Genomic DNA, 16597 nt, shown 5'->3' with positions numbered 1-16597 from the left:
GGGGCCACGCGTCGTTAGGCTGTCGCGCATGTCGTCCGAGACCCCGGGGTCCACCCCCACCCCCGAGCCCGGCTCCGACCCCGCGGCGCCCGTCGACGCGGCCGACCCGCTGGCCGACGCGCCGCCCGTGCCCCGCCGGATCGTCTTCGTGGTCGGCTCGGGCCGCAGCGGCACGAGCACCATGGCCGGCACCCTCCAGGCGCTCGGCATGCACGTGCCCCAGCCCGAGGTCGTGGCCGACGAGACCAACCCCAAGGGCTTCGGCGAGCCGCAGTGGGTCGTCGACTTCCACGACGAGCTGCTCAAGCGCTGCAACGTGCAGGTCTCCGACGGCCGGCCCTCGGCGTGGTTCGAGTCGGGCAAGCTGGCCACCTTCGGCCCGCTGCGCACCCGGCTGCACACCTGGCTGGAGGAGCAGTTCGTCGAGGGCGGGCCCGAGCTGGTCGTCAAGGACCCGCGCATGGCGTGGTTCCTCGGCCTGTGGCGCGCGGCCGCGCTGCGCTGCGACGCGACGCCGGCGTACGTCACCATGCTGCGCCCGCCGACCGAGGTCGTGGGGAGCAAGCAGAAGTACTACTCCTCGAAGTTCGGCGAGATCAGCCGCACCGCCGCCTGGGTCAACATGATGCTCCACACCGAGCGCTCCACCCGCGGCTCGGTGCGCGCCTTCGTGCGCTACGGCGACCTGCTCCAGGACTGGACGGTGCCGGTCTTCGGCGTCGGGCAGCGCTTCGACCTCGACGCGGTGAAGTCGGCCTCGGCCAACGACATCCGCGCCGTGCACCAGTTCATCGACCCCAACCTGCGCCGCGTGCAGCTGACCTGGGACGACGTCCAGGTGCCGCGCCGCCTGCGCGAGATCGCCCAGGAGTCGTGGGTGGCCCTCGACCGGCTCGCCGACGACGACGGCGACGTCGCCGCGACCCACGAGCGCCTCGACGAGCTGCGCGCCGCCTACGCCGAGCTCTACGACGAGTCGGCCGCCATCGCCGAGTCGGCCGCGCTCGCCGCCCGCCGCGAGGCCCTGGCCAAGGTCGCGCCTCCGCAGACCGCGAGCGACGGCGGGCGCGCCGACAAGGTGCCCCACAAGGTCCGCGCCCTGGTGCCGCCCTCGGTGCGCCGGGGCCTGCGCAAGGCCGCGGGCAGGTCGCGATGAGCCCGGTGCGCGGCGCCGACATCCCCTGCCTGGAGGGCGACCCGACCTACGACGTGCGCTGGCCGTGGCGCCAGGGCCGGCTCACCCCCGGGCTGACCTGCGTCTTCCGGATGCGCAACGAGGCCCACAACCTGCCGTGGGTGCTGCCCGGGATGCTCGAGGCGGTGCAGCACGTCATCGTCGTCGACAACCTCTCCGACGACGGCACCGCCGAGGAGGCCCGCCGCATCGCCGACGAGCTCGGCGCCGGCGAGCGGCTCACCGTGCTCGACTACCCCTTCCAGGTCGCCCGGGCCGGCACCGAGCACCTGGCCACCCCGCCCGACTCGGTGCACTCGCTGACCCACTTCTACAACTGGTCGCTCTCCCAGGTCCGCACGTCCTACTCGATGAAGTGGGACGGCGACATGGTGCTCACCCGCGAGGGCGTCGCCCTGCTGGCCGACCTGTCGTGGCAGCTGGAGGAGTCGGGGGCCGTGGTCGCCCTGCCGCGCCACCCGCTCACCGTCGAGAGCGACTCGGTGGCCTGGCTCGACCTCGGCTACCGCTTCTTGGAGCCATGGGTCTACCCGATGGGCCCGGAGTTCACGTTCGTCAAGGCCTTCGAGTGGGAGGTGCGCGAGTTCCCCGACGACTCCGACCGCATCATCGCCCCCGAGGGGATGGTCGTGGAGTTGAAGTGGCTCGACCGCGACGAGTTCACCCACTGGACCTCGACCACCGACTTCGACTCCTCCCGCGCCCCCCGCAAGCGGCGCGAGTGGGAGGTCTTCACCGCCCTGAGCGAGGGCCGCGGCGAGGAGCTGCTCGGCCTGCACCGCATCGAGGCGCCCCCCGGCGTGCACGTGATCGACCACGTGACCCGCACCTGGCTGCCCCAGGCCCCCCGCCCGCTCGTGCGGCGCCGCGGCCGCTTCAACGTCTGAGCCGAGGGGTCCGGCCGCCGCCGCTCAGGGCCGGCGGCCCATCCCCCGCACGGTGAACCCGTGCTCGCGCCACAGCGCGGCGTCGAGAGCGTTGCGCCCGTCGAGCAGCTGCTTGCGCCGCACGACCCGGCCCACCTCGGCCACGTCGACCTCGCGGTAGTCGCTCCACTCGGTGAGGTGCAGCAGCAGGTCGGCGTCGCGGCAGGCCTCGAGCGGGGAGTCGGCGTAGGTCAGCGTCGGGTACGCCGCGCGCGCCGTGCCGCCCGCGGCGGGGTCGTGCACGGTGACGGTCGCGCCGCGCAGGTGCAGCCTGCCGGCGATCGAGAGCGCCGGTGAGTCGCGCACGTCGTCGCTGTCGGGCTTGAAGGCCGCGCCCCACACCGCGATCCGGGTGCGGGTGACGCTGCCGCCGAGCAGGGCGGTCGACAGCTGCACGACGCGCTGGCGCTGGCGCTGGTTGATGGCGTCGACCTGGCGCAGGAAGGACATGGTGTCCTCGACCCCGAGCTCGCCGGCGCGGTGGACGAAGGCGCGGATGTCCTTGGGCAGGCAGCCGCCCCCGAAGCCGATCCCGGCGCGCAGGAAGCGGTGGCCGATGCGGGCGTCGTGGCCCAGCGCCTCGGCGAGGTCGACGACGTCGGCGCCGGCGGCCTCGCAGACCTCGCTGACGGCGTTGACGAAGGAGATCTTGGTGGCCAGGAACGCGTTGGCGGCGACCTTGACCAGCTCGGCGGTCGCGAGGTCGGTGACCACCAGCGGGCAGCCGGCGTCGACCTGCGGGGCGTAGAGCTCGCGCAGCAGCTTCTCGGCGCGCTCGGAGGCCACGCCGACCACCACCCGGTCGGGGCGCAGGGTGTCGGCGATCGCGAAGCCCTCGCGCAGGAACTCCGGGCTCCAGGCCAGGTCGACGTCGTCGGGGGCCGGCGAGAGCGCGTCCAGGGTCGCGGCCAGCGAGGCGGCCGTGCCGACCGGCACCGTGGACTTGCCGACGACCAGGGCGGGCCGGTCGAGGTGGGGGGCCAGCGACGCCACCGCGGCCTCCACGTGGGAGGTGTCGGCGCCGAGGCTGTCGCCGCGCTGCGGGGTGCCGACGCAGACGAAGTGCACGTCGCCGAAGGCCCCGGCCTCGGCGTAGGAGTCGGTGAAGCGCAGCCGCCCCGAGGCCACGTGGCGCGCCAGCAGCTCGGCCAGGCCCGGCTCGTGGAAGGGCACCCGGCCGGCCTGCAGCGCCGCCAGCCGCGCGGGGTCGACCTCGACGCCGAGCACCTCGTGGCCCAGCTCGGCCATGCAGGCCGCGTGGGTGGCACCGAGGTAGCCGCAGCCGATCACCACGAGGCGCCGGCGCGACTCCGGCGGCAGCTCGACGGTGCCGGTGGCGGGGGAGGGCCGGCCCGTCGGCCGGTCGGTCGCGGGCGTCGCCGGGAGGGTCATGGCCCCAGTCAGACGCCCCCGCGGATCAACGAGGTGACAGCGCCACGGCCAGGCGACGAACGATCTCCGACAGCCGGGTGGCGCTGGTCGCGACGTTGAGCCGGGCGTGACCGACCAGCCCGGGGTGGTAGTCGTGGCCGGGCGCCAGCCGCACCCGCCCGTGCTCCAGGGCCACCGCGGCCGGGTCGTCGTGGCCGGAGGACCGCAGGTCGAGCCAGGCGAGGTAGGTCGCCTCCAGGGGCCGCATCCGCGCGGCCGGCAGGTGCTCGGCCAGCAGGTCGGCCAGCAGGCTGCGCTGCTCGTCGAGGCGCACCAGCAGCGCGTCGAGCCACGCGTCGCCCTCGGTGTAGGCCGCCACCGAGGCCACCACGCCGAGGGAGGACCAGGAGTCGTTGCGCACCATCGGCACGGCCGTGAGCCGGGCGTGGGTGGCGGCGTCGCCGCTCACCACCTGCGCGCACTTCAGCCCCGCGGTGTTGAAGGCCTTGCTCGCCGCCACCAGGGCCACGGCGTGGTCGGCGGTGCCCTCCAGCGAGAGGTACGGCACGTGCTCGGCGCCGGGCAGCACCAGCGGCGCGTGGATCTCGTCGCTGACCACCCGCGCCCCGTGGCGCACCACCAGGTCGCGCACGGCCTCCAGCTCCGCGCGGGTGTGCACGTGGCCGCAGGGGTTGTGCGGCTGGGTCAGCAGCAGGGTGCGCGCCCCGCGCTCCAGCAGCCGCTCGAGGTGGTCGAGGTCGAGCGCGTAGGCGTCGCCGTCGGGGGTCACCGGCAGGTCCCACCGCTCGCGTCCGGTCACCCCGGGCAGGTCCAGCTGGGGTGCGTAGGCCGGCAGCGGCAGCACCACGGGGCCGGGGTCGCTCAGCGCGTCGAGCACCAGCCGCACCCCGGCGCTGACGTCGACGGTCGGCAGCACCAGCCCGGGGTCGACCTCCCACCCGTGGCGGCGCCGCGCGAACCCGGCGTACGCCGCGCCGAGCGCGCCGCCGTCGTGCTCGAGCGCGGGGTAGCCGGTCACGCCGCGCTCCACCGCCTCGTGCAGGGCGCGGGTGATGGCCGGCGCCACCGCGTAGTCCATCTCGGCCACCCAGGCCGGCAGCACGTCGTCGGGCACGGCCCACTTGTTGACCAGCGCGGCGCGCGCCTCGGCGTCGGTGAGGTCGCGGATCATGCCCCGACGCTAGCGTCCGGGGCCCGGCGGTCCGCTGCCGTCGCTCACGCGTCGCGCAGGTCGTCGCGCAGGACGCGCTTGAGCAGCTTGCCGCTCTGGTTGCGCGGCAGCTCCCCGACCAGGTGCACCCGCTTGGGCACCTTGAAGGCGGCCAGCCGGGTCCGGGCGTGGGCGACGAGCTCGTCGGGCTCGACGGAGTGGCCCTCGCGGACCACGACGACGGCGGTGACGGCCTCGATCCAGCGGTCGTCGGGCATGGCGACGACGGCGACCTCGGCCACGGCCGGATGGGTGTAGAGGGCGTCCTCGACCTCGCGGGAGGCCACCAGCACCCCGCCGGTGTTGATGACGTCCTTGATCCGGTCGACGACGGTGAGGTAGCCCTCGGCGTCGCGGGTGACCATGTCGCCGGAGTGGAACCACCCGTCGACGAAGGCCTCCGCGGTGGCCTCGGGCTTGCCCCAGTAGCCCGTGCACAGCTGCGGGGAGCGGTAGAGCAGCTCGCCGGCGGTGCCGGGCTCGACGTCGGCGCCGGTCTCGTCGACCACCCGGGCCTCGACGAAGAGCACGGTGCGACCGCACGAGTCGGGGCGCTCGGCGTGCTCCTCGGGGCCGAGCACGGAGGCCAGCGGCCCGATCTCGCTCTGCCCGAAGCAGTTGTAGAACGCCAGCCCGGGCAGTCGCTCCTGGAGGCGGGCCAGCACGGGCCCGGGCATGATCGAGGCGCCGTAGAAGGCCTTGCGCAGCGAGGACAGGTCGCGGGTGGCGAGGTCGGGGTGGTTGGCCAGCGGCACCCAGACGGTGGGGGCGAGGAAGAGCGCGCCGTGGCCGTGCTCCTCGACGCGGCGCAGCACGTCGGGCACGTCGGGGCGCGGCATCAGGTGGTTGGTGGCGCCGACGGCGAGGTAGGGCAGCAGGAACACGTGCATGCCGGCGGAGTGGTAGAGCGGCATGCAGTGCAGCGGGTCGTCGCCCTCGTGGCAGGCCAGCGCGACGACGGTGGAGACGTACTCGTGCACCAGCGCGCGGTGGGTCATCATCGCGCCCTTGGGCGCCGAGGTCGTGCCGGAGGTGTAGAGCAGCTGCACCAGGTCGGTGTCGGCGACGGGCTGCGGCAGGTCGAGCCTCGGCACCTCCCCGCTCGCCCACCGCTCCAGCACCGCCCCGTCCTCGCCGTGCAGCGCGTGCACCTGCTCCACCGAGGTGGTCGCGCGCACGGCCTCGACCCCCGCCCGGAGGGCGGGGTCGACCAGGGCGACCCGGGCGCCGGCGTCGGTGAGCAGGTAGGCCAGCTCGTCGCCGGCGAGGGCGTAGTTGACCGGCACGTGCACGAGCCCGGCGCGGGCGCAGCCGAGGAAGGCCAGCAGGTAGGCGTCGGAGTTGGCGCCCACGGTGGCCACGCGGTCGCCGCGCTCCAGGCCCAGGGCCAGCAGGTGCGCCGCGGCCCGGGTCACCGCGGCGTCGAGGTCGGCGTAGGTCCAGCGGCGCTCGTCGAAGACCAGCGCGGTGCGCGCGGGCCAGCGCAGGGCGGAGCGGCGCAGCACGTCGTCGACGGTGCTGGAGCGGACGTCGGGGCTCACGGGGCCTCCTGGGGCGGACGACTGGGGTGGACGTCCGGGGCGGACGACTGGGGCGGACGACTGGGGTGGACGACCGGGGTGGCGGCACGGTGGCCGGCGACGGGCGTGACGCACGTCATGCCGCGGACGCTACCAACTCATAACAGTCAGCGTTGACCGTCATCGCCCGCGACTCCTACCGTGGCCGGACACCGACCCGAGGAGACTCCCCGTGCCCGCAGACCCCACCCCCGCGTCCCCCGCCGCCGCAGGAGCCGCCCCGCTCGCCGACCGCACCCTGCTGATGTCGGGCGGCAGCCGCGGCATCGGCCTGGCCATCGCGCTGCGCGCGGCCCGCGACGGCGCCAACGTGGTGATGCTGGCCAAGACCGCGGAGCCCGACCCGCGCCTGGAGGGCACGGTGCACACCGCCGCGGCCGAGATCGAGGCCGCCGGCGGACAGGCCCTCGCGGTGGTCGGCGACGTGCGCAACGAGGAGGACGTGCGGTCGGCCGTCGACCAGGCCGTCGAGCGCTTCGGCGGCATCGACGTCGTGGTCAACAACGCCTCCGCGCTCGACCTGTCGTCGACCAGCGACATCGCGATGAAGAAGTACGACCTGATGATGGCCATCAACGCCCGCGGCACGTTCCTGCTGTCGAAGACCGCGCTGCCGTGGCTCGAGCGCTCCGACCACGCCCACGTGCTGACGCTCTCGCCGCCGCTCGACCTCGACCCGCGGTGGGCGGGGAAGTACCTCGCCTACACGATGGCGAAGTACTCGATGAGCCTGGTCACCCTCGGCCTCGCCGAGGAGCTCAAGGACCGCGGCATCGCCGCCAACTCGTTGTGGCCGCGCACCATGATCGCCACCGCCGCCGTGCGCAACCTGCTCGGCGGCGACGAGGCCGTCGCCCGCTCGCGCACCCCCGAGATCGTCGCCGACGCCGCCCACGCGATCCTCGCCCGCGACCCGCGCGCCTGCACCGGCCACTTCTACATCGACGACGAGGTGCTCGCCGAGGAGGGCGTCACCGACCTCTCGGGCTACCGCGCCGGCCCCGGCGACGGCCCCCTCGAGGCCGACCTGTTCCTCGACCCGCTGGACTGAGCGTGGCCGGCGACGGCGGCGGGGGTCCCCGCGGGAGCGGCGGCGTCCGCGGGGGTGGTGACGGCGTCGGCGGTGGTGGCGAGGGCGCCCTCGGCAATTGCGACGGGGGCGCGGTCCGGGCTGGTCGGGTCGACCGTCCCGGCTGGGCTGACAGCCGTGGCCGCGCGGACGCTGCGGGCGGTGCGGGCGGTGTGGGCGATGTGGGCGCTGCGCGCGCTGCGGGCGCCGCTGGCCGAGCTGGGGGCGTGGCCGGAGCTGGGGGCGCGGGCGGATCGGCGGCCGGGCGTGCCACCCGCCGTCCGAGCCTGGTCACCCGTCAGCAGGTGCTCGACGCGGCCGTGCAGGCGCTGGTCGAGCACGGCTACGCCGGCGCCTCGACGCTGCGCATCCAGCAGCTGGCCGGGGTGTCGCGGGGGCGGCTGCTGCACCAGTACCCCTCCCGCGACGACCTGCTCGTCGCCGCCGTCGCCCACCTCGCCACGGCCCGGATCGCCGCCCTCGGCGCCCGGACGACGTGGCCGGCCGACCCCGGGGAGCGCATCGACGCCGCCGTCGCGGTGCTGTGGTCGACCTACCGTGAGGACTACTTCTGGGCCGCGACCGAGCTCTGGCTCGCCGCGCGTCACACCCCCGCCCTCGCGCAGGCGCTGCGCCCCGCCGAGCGCGCGGTCGGCGAGCAGGTGCGCGCCGCGACCGACCGCATGCTCGGCGCCGACCTCGTGGCGCTCCCGGCGTACGCCGCGACGCGAGAACTGCTCAACACCAGCATGCGCGGCGTCGCGCTCACCTACGCCTTCGACCAGCGGCCCGCCGCCACCGACCCCCACGTGGGCCTCTGGTCCACCCACGCCCGCGCGGCCCTGCTCGGCTGACCCCGCGACCCCGTCGGCCTGTGCGGGGCTGGGCCGACAGGTGCGGGTTTCGCCAGCCGACCGGTGAAACCCGCCGCGCCGTACCGGTGCCGCAGCGGAGTGGCGGCACACGACGAGCTCAGGACGGGTGGACCTGCCGTTCGCCGCCACTTCCCGCACCCCGGCCCCGACGCTGTGCAGGTGCCCCCCGCGGGCCCGCCCCGTGCGGGTCTGGGCCGACAGGTGCGGGTTTCGCCAGCCGACCGGCGAAACCCGCAGCGCCGTACCGGTGCCGAGGCCCGGAGTGGCGGCATACGACGAGCCCGAGGCCGGTGGACCTGTCGTTCGCCGCCACTTCCCGCACGCCGGCCCCCGCCGCGCGAGACCGCGCGCGGGCGAGAGCCGGAGTCCCACCAGCCACCTGCGTCCCACCTGTCGGCCCGGACCCGCACTGGTCGGCCCACGCACGGGCCGACCAGTGCGGGTGTCGCCAGCCGACTGGTGAAACCCGCAGCAGGCTCAGAGCCCCGCCGCCACCCGGGTCCCCTGCTCGATGGCGCGCTTGGCGTCGAGCTCGGCGGCGACGTCGGCGCCGCCGACGAGGTGGGCGGTGACGCCGGCGGCGACGAGGTCGTCGTAGAGGTCGCGCACCGACTTTTGCCCGGCGCAGAGCACGACGTGGTCGACGGGGAGCACGGTCTCGACGCCGTCGACGGAGTAGTGCAGGCCGGCGTCGTCGACGCGGTGGTAGGTGGCGCCGGCGACCTGGGTGACGCCCGACTGCTTGAGCACGGCGCGGTGGGCCCAGCCGGAGGTCTTGCCGAGGTCCTTGCCGATCATCGTGGTCTTGCGCTGCAGCAGGGTGACCTCGCGCTGCGGCTCGCGGGGCTTGCGCTCGGTGAGTCCGCCGCGGTGCAGGGAGGGGTCGCCGACGCCCCAGTGGGCCAGCCAGTCGTCGAGGTCCTCGCTGGGGTCGTGGGTCAGCCAGACGCTCACGTCGACACCGATCCCGCCGGCGCCGACGACGGCGACGCGGCGCCCGGGCACGACGCGACCGGCGAGCACGTCGGCGTACGACACGACGCTGGGGTGCTCGACGCCCTCGAGGTCGGGCACGCGCGGGGTGACGCCGGTGGCTACGACGACCTCGTCGAAGCCGGCGAGGTCGGCCACGCCGGCGCGGGTGGAGAGGCGCACGTCGACGCCGAGCACGTCGAGGCGGCGGCGGTAGTAGCGCAGCGTCTCGGCGAAGTCCTCCTTGCCGGGCACGGCCATGGCCAGGCGGAACTGCCCGCCCAGCTCGGGGCCGGCCTCGAAGAGGGTGACGGCCAGCCCGCGCTCGGCGGCGGAGACGGCGGTGGCGAGCCCGGCGGGCCCGGCGCCGACGACGGCGACGCTGGCGCGGCGGCGGGTGGGGGTGAGCAGCAGGGTGGTCTCGCGACCGGCGCGGGGGTTGACCAGGCAGGAGGCCTTCTGGTTCTTGAAGGCGTGGTCGAGGCAGGCCTGGTTGCAGGCGATGCAGGTGTTGATCTCGTCCGAGCGGCCCTGGGCGGTCTTGAGCGCGAACTCGGGGTCGGCCAGCAGCGGGCGGGCCATCGAGACCAGGTCGGCCTCGCCGGCGGCCAGCACGGCCTCGGCCAGGTCGGGGGTGTTGATGCGGTTGGAGGCGCAGACCGGCACCGACACGGCCGCCTTGAGCCGGGCGGTCATCGAGCGCCACGCCCCGCGCGGCACCTGCGTGATGATCGTGGGCACGCGGGCCTCGTGCCAGCCGATGCCGGTGTTGAGCACGGTGACGCCGGCCTGCTCGAGCAGGTGGGCCAGCTCGACGGTCTCCTCCCAGGTCTGGCCGTCCTCGACCAGGTCGAGCAGCGAGATGCGGTAGACGATCGGGAAGTCGTCGCCGACGACCTCGCGGGCGCGGCGCACCACCTCGACCGGGAAGCGCATCCGCTTGCTGGCCGAGCCGCCCCACGCGTCGGTGCGGTCGTTGGTGCGCGCGGCGAGGAACTGGTTGATGAGGTAGCCCTCGGAGCCCATGATCTCGACGGCGTCGTAGCCCGCCTCACGCGCCAGGCCGACGGCGTCGGCGAAGTCGGAGGCGGTGCGGTCGACGGTGCGCGTCGACATCGCCGAGGGCGTGAAGGGCGTGATCGGCGACCTGCGCCTCGAGGCGGAGACACTGAAGGGGTGGTAGCCGTAGCGGCCCGCGTGCAGCACCTGCAGCGCGATCGCCCCGCCCTCCTCGTGCACCGCGCCGGTGACCTGGTGGTGGCTGCGGGCCTGGCGCCGCGAGGTCAGCTCGGAGGCGAAGGGCTTGAGCCAGCCGCGCCGGTTGGGGGCGTAGCCGCCGGTGACGATGAGGCCGGTGCCGCCGCGCGCACGCTCCCGGAAGTACGCCGCGAGCGCCGGCAGGTCCCGCGCGCTGTCCTCCAGGCCGGTGTGCATGGAGCCCATGACGATCCGGTTGCGCAGCGTCAGCGCGTCGGCGCCCGCGCCGAGGGTGAGCGGGGAGAGCAGCAACGGGTGCCGGGGCTGCTCGGGCTGCTCGGGCTGCGGGGTCTGGGCGGTCATCGGTCGTCCTCCGTGGTGGGGCGGGTGTGGGCGTCGAGGTACTCCTCGAGCCACTGGGTCCAGAACTCCTCGAGCCGCACGCCGCCGCGCAGCACGAGGTACTGGTCGAGGGCCAGGCCGGCGAGGCGGCCGGGCTCGGGGTAGTCGCGCTTCATCAGCTGGCGGTAGTGGTCCAGGCGCAGGTGGTGGTCGGCCAGGTCGGCGCGCACGACGTCGAGCACGGCCTCGCGCTCGCCGAAGGAGGCGCCGCGCAGCTTGACGGCCAGCTCCGAGCGCATCGGCTCGGGCCCGACGGGGGTGGCCAGCCACGCGGCGAGTGCCTCGCGCCCGGCCGCGGTGACGGCGTACTCCTTCTTGTCGGGGCGCCCGGCCTGTGGCACGGGGGTGGCCTCGACCCAGCCGTCGGCCTCCATGCGGGCCAGCACGCGGTAGATCTGCTGGTGGGTGGCCGACCAGAAGAAGCCGATCGAGCGGCTGAAGCGCCCGGCGAGCTCGAGTCCGGCCGCGGGCTGCTCGCGCAGCGCGACGAGGAGGGCGTGCTCGAGGGCCATGCGGCCATGGTGACGTACCTATGCAACGAGTTGCAAGAGGGGGGGTTCGTCACCCTCCGAAGGACCCCCGACGTGTTCCTGGGACGTGACCGGCGTCCCGGCGCGGACCCGTCGTGACCGCGACCGGCCCGGCGCGACCTACGATTCGTCCATGCTGCTGCGCCGGACGGCCTCCCTCGTGTCCCTGCCCCTCGTGCTGCTCGCCGTCTCCTGCGCCCCGGTCGAGGAGTCCGGCAGCGCGGGCGGGTCCGGCGACGACACCTCCTCGGCGCAGGCCACGCCGGCCGCCGACCTCGACCCGGCCGAGTGCGCCGCGGGCGCGACCCTGGTCTCCGACGGCACGCTGACCGTCGGCACCGACTCCCCGGCCTACGACCCGTGGTTCACCGACAACGACCCCACCAACGGCGAGGGGTTCGAGTCGGCGGTGGCCTACGAGGTCGCCGACCGCCTGGGCTTCGGCGCCGACGAGGTCACCTGGCAGACGGTGCCCTTCAACTCCAGCTACAAGCCGGGCCCCAAGGACTTCGACCTCGACATCAACCAGATCTCGATCACCCCGGCCCGCGCCGAGGTCGTCGACTTCTCCTCCGGCTACTACTCCGCCGCCCAGGCCGTCATCGCCCTCGAGGGCACCGCCGGCGCCGAGGCCACCAGCCTGGAGGACCTGCAGGGTCTGCGGCTCGGCGCGCAGACCGGCACCACCTCGCTCACCGCGATCCGCGACGTCATCCAGCCGGAGGCCGACGCCGTGGTCTTCGAGGACACCAACGCCGCCAAGCAGGCCCTGCAGAACGACCAGGTCGACGCCGTGCTCGCCGACCTGCCCACCGCCTTCTACATCTCCGCCGTCGAGATCCCCGACAGCGTGCTCGTGGGGCAGTTCCAGCCCGAGACCGGCGAGCAGGAGGAGTTCGGGATGCTCTTCGAGAAGGGCAGCGACCTCGTGCCCTGCGTCGACGCCGCGCTGGCCCAGATGGACGACGACGGCACCCTGGCCGACCTCGAGCAGCGCTGGCTCTCCGACGTCGTGGACGTCCCCCAGCTCCAGTGACGTCCCCGACCGGCGCTCCCGCGGGCGGCGCCACCTGGACCCCGAGCGAGCGTGAGCTCGAGCGGCGCGCCGTACGCCGTGCCCTGCGGCGCCGCTCGATCGGCGTCGCGACCACGGCGCTGGTCGTCTTCTTCGCCGGCCTGGGCCTGCTGCTGGTGACCTCGCCGGGCTGGGAGCGGGTGCGCGAGTCGTTCTTCAACGGCTTCCACGCCCGCGCCTCGCTGCCCGACATCGCCGACGCCTTCCTCATCAACGTCGCGATGTTCATGATCGCCGAGCCGATCATCCTGGTGCTCGGGCTGCTCATCGCGCTGGCGCGCGGCGCCCGCGCACCGGTGCTGGCGCCGCTGCGGCTGCTCGCGGTGGCCTACACCGACGTGGTGCGCGGGATCCCCACGCTGCTGCTCGTGCTGCTGATGGGCTTCGGCATGCCGGGCCTGCAGCTGCAGGGCCTGCCGACCAGCCCGTTCTTCTGGGCCACCACGGCCCTGGTGATCTCCTACAGCGCCTACGTCGCCGAGGTCTTCCGCTCCGGCATCGAGTCGATCCACCCCAGCCAGATCGCCTCGGCCGAGGCGCTGGCGCTCTCGCGCACCCAGACCATGCGCTTCGTCGTCGTGCCGCAGGCCGTGCGCCGCGTCGTGCCGCCGCTGCTCAACGACTTCGTCTCGCTGCAGAAGGACACCGCCCTGGCCTCCACGATCGGTGTCTTCGAGGCGGTTTTCGTGGCCCGCGACTACACCAACTACAACTTCAACTACACCCCCTACGTCGTCGTGGCCCTCTTCTTCGTCGCCCTCACCATCCCGCTGGCCCGGCTCACCGACGCCCTCGGTCGCCGCTACGCCCGTCGCGAGCGGACCGGTGCCCTGTGACCGGCCCTGTGACCGGCCCTGTGACCGGTCCTGTGACCGGCCCTGTGACCGGCCCTGTGGGCGGGACCGTGCGCGGCGGCGTCGAGCCGCTGCTCGAGGCGACCGGCCTGCGCAAGTCCTACGGCGAGCGCGTCGTGCTGGCCGACGTGTCGCTGCGCGTGCAGCCCCACGACGTCATCTGCCTGATCGGCTCCTCGGGGTCGGGCAAGTCGACGCTGCTGCGCTGCCTCAACCTGCTCGAGGACGTCGACGACGGCTCGATCGTCTTCGAGGGCCGCGAGGTCTCCGACCCCCGCGTCGACCCGCGCGAGGTGCGCCGGCGCATGGGCATGGTCTTCCAGGCCTACAACCTCTTCCCCCACCTCACCGTGCTCGACAACTGCACCCTCGCCCCGCGCCGCGTGCACGGCCTGGGCCAGGCCGAGGCGGAGGCCCGCGCGCGCGACCTGCTCGCGCAGTTCGGGCTCTCCGAGCACGCCGGCAAGCACCCCGACAAGCTCTCCGGTGGCCAGCAGCAGCGCGCCGCGCTCGTGCGCGCGCTGTGCACGAAGCCGACGCTGCTGCTGCTCGACGAGATCACCGCGGCGCTCGACCCCGAGCTGGTGGGCGACGTGCTCGCCATCGTGCGCGACCTGGCCGAGGCCGGCACCACCATGGTGCTGGCCACCCACGAGATGGCCTTCGCCCGCGAGGTCGCCACCTCGGTCTGCTTCCTCCACGAGGGCCGCATCCTCGAGCAGGGCCCGCCCGCCGAGATCTTCGCCGACCCCCGCGAGGAGCGCACCCGCCAGTTCCTGCGGCGCGTCCTGCCCGGCTGACCCGGGGGCTCCCCGCTCCGCCGCCGCAGGCCGGATCGCCCACTGGCGCGGCCCGGATCGCGCAGTTGCGTGGCTGGAGCGCACCGATCGCGCACTCGCGCCGTCGGCGGGCTGGGGACGGCGCGGTGTGCGTGGCTGGTGCGTTCGCGGGCGGCCCCGGCCTGCGCGAACCGCGCAATCGCGCTGGACGACCCCACGCTCAGCCGGGCTGGGCGCGTCGTGCGGTGTGCGCGGCTGCCGCAGTCCTCGGCGGCCCCGGCCTGCGCAACCGGCGCGATCGCGCTGGACGGCCCCACCCGCGGCCCGGTCCCCGACCCGATCCCGACCGCGCCCCGCCCACCACCCGACCGTGACACCACTTCTGTCAGCATCTGGGGCATGATGCGCCCATGAGCTACGAGCTGGGTCAGGGCACGGGACCGCTGCGGGGCGTCAAGGTCGTGGAGATCGCGGGCATCGGGCCGGGCCCGCACGCCTGCATGATCCTGGCCGACCTGGGCGCCGACGTGATCCGGGTCGAGCGCCCGGGGGGCCAGGTGCTCAGCGGCGGCAGCCACGACCTGCTCAACCGCGGCCGGCCCAGCGTCGCGCTCGACCTGAAGAGCCCCGAGGCGGTGCAGACCGTGCTCGACCTCGTGGCGAGCGCCGACGTGCTGGTCGAGGGCATGCGCCCCGGCGTCACCGAGCGCCTCGGCCTCGGCCCCGACGACTGCCACGCCCGCAACCCGCGCCTGGTCTACGCGCGCATGACCGGCTGGGGCCAGACCGGCCCGCTGGCCCACGCCGCCGGGCACGACATGAACTACATCGCCATCACCGGCGCCCTCTTCGGCCTCGGCCAGGACCCGTCGCGACCGCACTTCCCGACCAACCTCGTCGGCGACTTCGGCGGCGGCTCGACGTACCTCGTCATCGGGATCCTCGCCGCCCTCCTCGAGGCGAGGGGGAGCGGGCGGGGTCAGGTCGTCGACGGCGCGATCGTCGACGGCACCGCCCACGTCAACGCCATGACCACCGCCTTCGTCGGCGCGGGCATCTTCCGCGAGGAGCGCGCGGCCAACCTCCTCGACGGCGGCGCCCCCTACTACGACGTCTACGAGACCTCCGACGGCCGCCACATGAGCGTCGGCGCCCTCGAGCCGCAGTTCTTCGACGCCCTCGTCACCCTGCTCGGCGTCAAGGAGACCTGCCCCGGCCAGCACGAGCTGGAGCGCTACGACGAGATGCGCGCCCTCTTCGCCGACACCTTCCGCAGCCGCACCCAGGCCGACTGGGTCGCGCTCTTCGAGGGCACCGACGCCTGCGTCGCCGGGATCATCCCGGTCACCGAGGCCAAGGACCACCCCCACCTCGCCGCCCGCGGCACCCTCGTCGAGCACGAGGGCCGCCTCCAGCCGGCCCCCGCGCCCCGCTTCTCCCGCACCGAGGCCACGCTCTCCACGCCCCCGCCCGACAAGGCCGGCCGCCACACCCGCGACGCCCTCGCCGCGTGGGGCGTCGCCGACGTCGACGGCCTGCTCGAGCGCGGCGTCGCGGTGCAGGCCGACTGACCCGGCTCGCACGCCCGCCGGTGCGAGCCGCCCGCCCGGCGCCCGGCACACTGGCCCCGTGAAGCCGTTCCTCTTCCTCGGCACCCGCGCGGAGGACCTCGCCGCCGACGGTGAGTACGACGCGGTCCTGCGCTGCACCGGCCTGGCCGAGCGCGAGCTGCGCCGCGTGCGCCTGGAGCGCGAGTCGCTCCTCGACGCGCTCGGCGGCCCCGTCGACCTCGACGCCTGGTCGGGCATCGTGCTCGGCGGCGGGCCCTACAACGTCAGCGACCCCGTCGAGGCCAAGGGCACCGCGCAGCGCCGGGCCGAGGCCGAGCTGGCCGACCTCGCCGAGCGGGTCGTCGCGGCCGACCACCCCTTCCTCGGCGCCTGCTACGGCATCGGCACCCTCGGCGTGCTGCGCGGCGGACTGGTCGACCGCTCCCACCCCGAGCCGATCGGGGCGCAGACCATCACCCTCACCGAGGCCGGACGCGCCGACGCGCTCTTCGGGGGCCTGCCCGACCGTTTCCAGGCCTTCCTGGGCCACAAGGAGGCGGTGGCCCGCCTGCCCGAGGGGGCGGTGCTGCTGGCGTCGTCGGCGACCTGCCCGGTGCAGGCCTTCCGGCTGGGCGAGCGGGTCTGGGCCACGCAGTTCCACCCCGAGCTCGACGTCGAGGGCATCTGCACCCGCATCGAGGTCTACGCCGAGCACGGCTACTTCGAGCCCGGCGGCGCCGCCACCCTCCAGGCCCGCGCCCGCGCCGCCGTTGTCACCGAGCCGCAGCGGCTGCTCACCCGCTTCGTCGAGCTCTTCGCCCGCGACTGACCCCGCCCCGGCCGGCCCGCGACCCCGGCCCGCCCCGGCCCGCGACCCCGGCCCGCCCCGGCCCGCCCCCGCCCAGCCGCAGCGTCCCCGGCGTACGGGCAGTGAGGCAGACCTCTTGCTGAACATCTGTCAACAAGGCCCGGACCGGGCTACCGTCGGCCC

The 16597-nt window shown here is 74.8% G+C and carries 14 protein-coding genes; 9 read left to right on the top strand and 5 right to left on the bottom strand.

Annotated elements, in window-relative coordinates; genetic code table 11:
* Positions 1-28 precede the first annotated feature (28 nt).
* A complete protein-coding gene (locus M3673_RS14005) occupies positions 29-1156 on the top strand; it encodes a sulfotransferase family protein (RefSeq protein WP_227488778.1) in 1128 nt (375 codons plus the stop codon).
* Entirely contained in the window at positions 1153-2082 is a 930-nt protein-coding gene (locus M3673_RS14000) for a hypothetical protein (protein WP_056865036.1), read from the top strand. Before M3673_RS14005 ends, M3673_RS14000 begins: the two co-directional genes overlap by 4 nt.
* Positions 2083-2106: 24 nt before the next feature.
* On the opposite strand, the gene M3673_RS13995 is transcribed toward M3673_RS14000, so the two are convergent.
* From M3673_RS13995 to M3673_RS13985, 3 genes are read right to left on the bottom strand one after another with little or no spacing between them, the layout of a single operon-like run.
* Positions 2107-3513: a UDP-glucose/GDP-mannose dehydrogenase family protein gene (locus tag M3673_RS13995; RefSeq protein WP_285839558.1), complete on the bottom strand. Its 1407-nt coding sequence runs from the start codon at positions 3511-3513 to the stop codon at positions 2107-2109.
* Between the two features lie 25 nt (positions 3514-3538).
* Complete coding sequence (locus M3673_RS13990) at positions 3539-4684, bottom strand: MalY/PatB family protein (RefSeq protein WP_251534416.1); 1146 nt, start codon at positions 4682-4684, stop codon at positions 3539-3541.
* A 44-nt stretch (positions 4685-4728) separates the two neighbouring features.
* Positions 4729-6264, bottom strand: a complete 1536-nt coding sequence (locus tag M3673_RS13985) for a fatty acyl-CoA synthetase (RefSeq protein WP_251534415.1) — start codon at positions 6262-6264, stop codon at positions 4729-4731.
* Between the two features lie 211 nt (positions 6265-6475).
* On the opposite strand from M3673_RS13985, the gene M3673_RS13980 reads away from it, so the two are divergent.
* Complete coding sequence (locus M3673_RS13980; protein ID WP_251534414.1) at positions 6476-7354, top strand: NAD(P)-dependent oxidoreductase; 879 nt, start codon at positions 6476-6478, stop codon at positions 7352-7354.
* Between the two features lie 245 nt (positions 7355-7599).
* Positions 7600-8226: a TetR family transcriptional regulator gene (locus M3673_RS13975; RefSeq protein ID WP_251534413.1), complete on the top strand. Its 627-nt coding sequence runs from the start codon at positions 7600-7602 to the stop codon at positions 8224-8226.
* A gap of 498 nt (positions 8227-8724) precedes the next feature.
* Here M3673_RS13975 and M3673_RS13970 read toward each other — a convergent pair whose 3' ends face one another.
* Both M3673_RS13970 and M3673_RS13965 read right to left on the bottom strand, forming a co-directional pair.
* Positions 8725-10779 (bottom strand): FAD-dependent oxidoreductase, encoded by a 2055-nt coding sequence (locus tag M3673_RS13970; RefSeq protein WP_251534412.1) that lies wholly within the window; start codon positions 10777-10779, stop codon positions 8725-8727.
* Positions 10776-11330: a PadR family transcriptional regulator gene (locus M3673_RS13965; RefSeq protein ID WP_251534411.1), complete on the bottom strand. Its 555-nt coding sequence runs from the start codon at positions 11328-11330 to the stop codon at positions 10776-10778. The genes M3673_RS13970 and M3673_RS13965 overlap by 4 nt, the downstream gene beginning before the upstream one ends.
* Before the next feature lie 151 nt (positions 11331-11481).
* Between M3673_RS13965 and M3673_RS13960 the strand changes: the two genes are divergently transcribed.
* The 5 genes from M3673_RS13960 to M3673_RS13940 all read left to right on the top strand — a co-directional run bounded on the left by M3673_RS13960 (position 11482) and on the right by M3673_RS13940 (position 16435).
* Positions 11482-12384 carry a transporter substrate-binding domain-containing protein gene (locus M3673_RS13960; RefSeq protein WP_193661793.1) on the top strand — a complete coding sequence of 301 codons (903 nt, stop codon included), beginning with the start codon at positions 11482-11484 and terminating at the stop codon, positions 12382-12384.
* On the top strand, positions 12381-13259 hold the full coding sequence (locus tag M3673_RS13955; RefSeq protein ID WP_056865031.1) for an amino acid ABC transporter permease: 879 nt from the start codon (positions 12381-12383) through the stop codon (positions 13257-13259). The genes M3673_RS13960 and M3673_RS13955 overlap by 4 nt, the downstream gene beginning before the upstream one ends.
* A 44-nt stretch (positions 13260-13303) precedes the next feature.
* On the top strand, positions 13304-14077 hold the full coding sequence (locus tag M3673_RS13950) for an amino acid ABC transporter ATP-binding protein (RefSeq protein ID WP_251534410.1): 774 nt from the start codon (positions 13304-13306) through the stop codon (positions 14075-14077).
* 389 nt (positions 14078-14466) lie between these two features.
* The gene (locus M3673_RS13945; RefSeq protein WP_285839557.1) at positions 14467-15627 is read left to right on the top strand and encodes a CaiB/BaiF CoA-transferase family protein; all 1161 of its coding nucleotides are present in this window, start codon (positions 14467-14469) and stop codon (positions 15625-15627) included.
* A gap of 58 nt (positions 15628-15685) precedes the next feature.
* Positions 15686-16435, top strand: coding sequence for a glutamine amidotransferase (locus M3673_RS13940; RefSeq protein WP_251534409.1), 750 nt, complete (start codon positions 15686-15688; stop codon positions 16433-16435).
* Positions 16436-16597 lie beyond the last annotated feature (162 nt).

This window comes from Nocardioides sp. P86 (assembly GCF_023712465.1).
GTDB classification, from domain to species: Bacteria; Actinomycetota; Actinomycetes; order Propionibacteriales; family Nocardioidaceae; genus Nocardioides; species Nocardioides kribbensis.
Note: the sequence above shows the minus strand (reverse complement) of the source record. Positions and strands in the feature narration are given on the sequence as shown.